This is a genomic window from Pseudomonas sp. (assembly GCF_026224925.1).
Lineage (GTDB): Bacteria > Pseudomonadota > Gammaproteobacteria > Pseudomonadales > Pseudomonadaceae > Aquipseudomonas.
The window spans coordinates 1-2836 of sequence record NZ_JAMFRV010000641.1 but is presented as its reverse complement, the minus strand read 5'-3'; the positions used below and the strand labels follow the sequence as shown (position 1 = coordinate 2836).

The following is a 2836-nucleotide window of genomic DNA, read 5'->3' as shown; positions in this document are numbered from 1 at the left end:
TGGGTTTTCCCGGCATGGCCACACTCCCGACAAAAAACCTAAAAAAAGTGTGGGCGCGGGCGGCCCCGCGATCCCCATAGGGGGTTTTAACTCACACCCCGGTTGGCCTTACGGGGGGGACCGCCCGCTCCTACAGGGACAGGCATCCGGCAGCGTATGCCCATACAGAATTCAGCGTCATCGAGGTTTTTGAAATGAACGTTCTAATCATTGGCGCCGGTGGCCGTGAACACGCTTTGGCGTGGAAAGTCGCACAGGACCCGCGTGTCGTGAAAGTCTTTGTCGCTCCGGGCAATGCCGGCACCGCGACAGAAGCCAAGTGTGAAAACGTCGATATCGACGTGCTCGCCCTGGCTCAGTTGGCCGACTTCGCAGAAAAAAACGTGTCCCTGACCATCGTGGGTCCGGAAGTGCCGCTGGTTGCCGGCGTGGTGGACCTGTTCCGCTCCCGCGGGTTGGACTGCTTCGGCCCTACCGCTGGTGCCGCGCAACTGGAAGGTTCGAAAGCCTTTACCAAAGACTTTTTAGCGCGTCACAAGATTCCAACAGCTGACTACCAAAACTTCACAGAAGTCGAGCCAGCACTGGCGTACTTGCAGAAAGTCGGCGCACCGATCGTGATCAAAGCCGACGGCCTGGCTGCGGGTAAAGGCGTGATCGTCGCCATGACCCTGGCTGAAGCCGAAGACGCCGTACGCGACATGCTTGCGGGCAACGCTTTTGGCGAAGCTGGTTCGCGCGTGGTGATCGAAGAGTTCCTCGATGGCGAAGAAGCCAGCTTCATCGTCATGGTCGACGGTAAAAACGTTCTGCCCATGGCCACCAGCCAAGACCACAAGCGCGTCGGTGACGGCGACAGCGGCCCCAACACAGGCGGCATGGGTGCTTATTCCCCGGCTCCAGTAGTGACCGCCGAAGTTCACCAGCGGGTCATGGACCTGGTGATCTGGCCGACCGTCCGTGGGATGGCGCAGGAAGGTAACGTTTACACCGGCTTCCTCTATGCTGGTCTGATGATCGACAAGGCGGGCAACCCTAAAGTTATCGAATTCAACTGCCGTTTTGGTGACCCGGAAACTCAGCCGATCATGTTGCGCTTGCAATCTAGCCTGGTGTTGTTGATCGAAGCTGCATTGGCTAAAGCCTTGGATAAAGTCGAAGCTCAGTGGGACCCGCGTCCGAGTCTTGGCGTGGTGTTGGCCGCTGGCGGCTACCCAGGCGACTACGCTAAAGGTGTAGCAATCAAAGGTTTGGACGTAGCAGCGGGCATGACCGGTAAAGTGTTCCATGCCGGTACAGCGTTGCAAAACGGTCAGGTCGTCACCTCTGGCGGCCGTGTTTTGTGTGCCACTGCCATGGGCGACAGCGTAAGCGACGCGCAGGAGCAGGCTTACAAGCTGGCCGCAGAAATTGACTGGGAAGGTTGTTTCTACCGCAAAGACATTGGCTATCGGGCCATTGCTCGCGAGCGTGGGCAAGACCTGGAATAAGGTTAGACGGGCCACACAGGCAGGCGTTCGTCACCGAGCCTTGCCTGTTTATTCCAGCCCCGCGCATAGTTATAGGGTATTTACTTACGAAGGGATTTCGCCGTGCACTGGCTCAGGATTGCCATAGGTTTCACCGTCACTCTGCTGACACTTCTCTGCATGCTTCCCGCCTATGCAGAGCAAGGTGCTGGTTGGTCGACTCTGCTCGATGATCAGGCCAACCTGCAGCTGAGTGACGTGCGGTCAGCGCGCTATGTGAACCAATTCAGTCCCATTGAGCTTGACCATGTAGCTGCTGGAGACCGCGACAGTGCGGTGTGGCTGCATTATCGCTTACCCCCGGGCGAGCATGAACAGTTGCTGCGCGTTTTTGCACCCGACCTGGCCTCCCTCGATCTGTACGTGCTCGACGGAGAGACTATCGTCAGCCACTCACGTACCGGCAACAAGACCCCGCAAAACAACCAATCACTGAACTCCACTGACTTGCTGTTGCCGCTACCGCTGAGCGTCACAACCCTGGACGTTTACCTGCGCCTGGTTTCAGAGCAAGAACTACGGCCGTATATAACCCTGCAGTCGGCGGTTTCCAGCGCGGCAGACGAACGTCAGCCCTTGCTCCTCGGTGTTTTTTTCGGCTGTCTGGCGATGTTGATTCTGCAGAACATCACGCGCTACGCGCATAACCGCAACCAAAGCAGCTTATGGCTGGCGGCCTGTGAGGCAATGCTGACACTGAGCGCGTTGTTGCTGCTCAATTTATTAGCGCCGTGGTTGCCCAACTGGCACGTCGCACAGACGCCCAACGCGTATTGGGCGCTGATCCTGGCAGCCTTGAGCGGGCTAATGTTCGCGTACCGTTTTTTTGCCCTTCGAGGTTCGCTCATCCTCAATCGGCTACTGCTGGCCGACATGCTGATTATTGCCCTGTGCGGCCTTCTGGTGCTGTTTGTTAAAACCTTGCCGCTGAACCTGATCACCTATGGGCTAGTTGCATTGTCCAGCCTAAGCATTCTCTTCGTGTCGGTGTACCACTGGCAGAAAGGCTACAACCCTGCTCGACTGTTTGTGTTGGCCATGATCATTTTCAATTTGGGTTGCCTGGTGATTTTGCCGGCGCTGCTTGGCCTGACATTGATCGCACCACAGTGGTTGATCATCACCTTGTTGGGCGTGTTCTGCATTGCCGGGCTCTTGATGAGCATCGCCCTTAGCGAACGCCATCGCAGCATTACTGAAGACGAGTTCAGTGCCAGTCGTGACCTGGCTGCCAGCACCGCCGAGATCAATGCCAAGGCCGAGTTCCTGGCCAAGATCAGCCATGAAATTCGCACCCCGATGAATGG

2 protein-coding genes are annotated in these 2836 nt (G+C 57.2%); both read left to right on the top strand.

What is annotated here, in order from left to right; all coding sequences use genetic code 11:
• Positions 1-194: 194 nt before the first annotated feature.
• Complete coding sequence (purD, locus tag M0974_RS26705; RefSeq protein ID WP_297844217.1) at positions 195-1490, top strand: phosphoribosylamine--glycine ligase; 1296 nt, start codon at positions 195-197, stop codon at positions 1488-1490.
• Positions 1491-1592: 102 nt separating this feature from the next.
• Positions 1593-2836: 7TM-DISM domain-containing protein (locus tag M0974_RS26700; protein WP_297844214.1), on the top strand; the 1244-nt coding region annotated here is incomplete at its 3' end.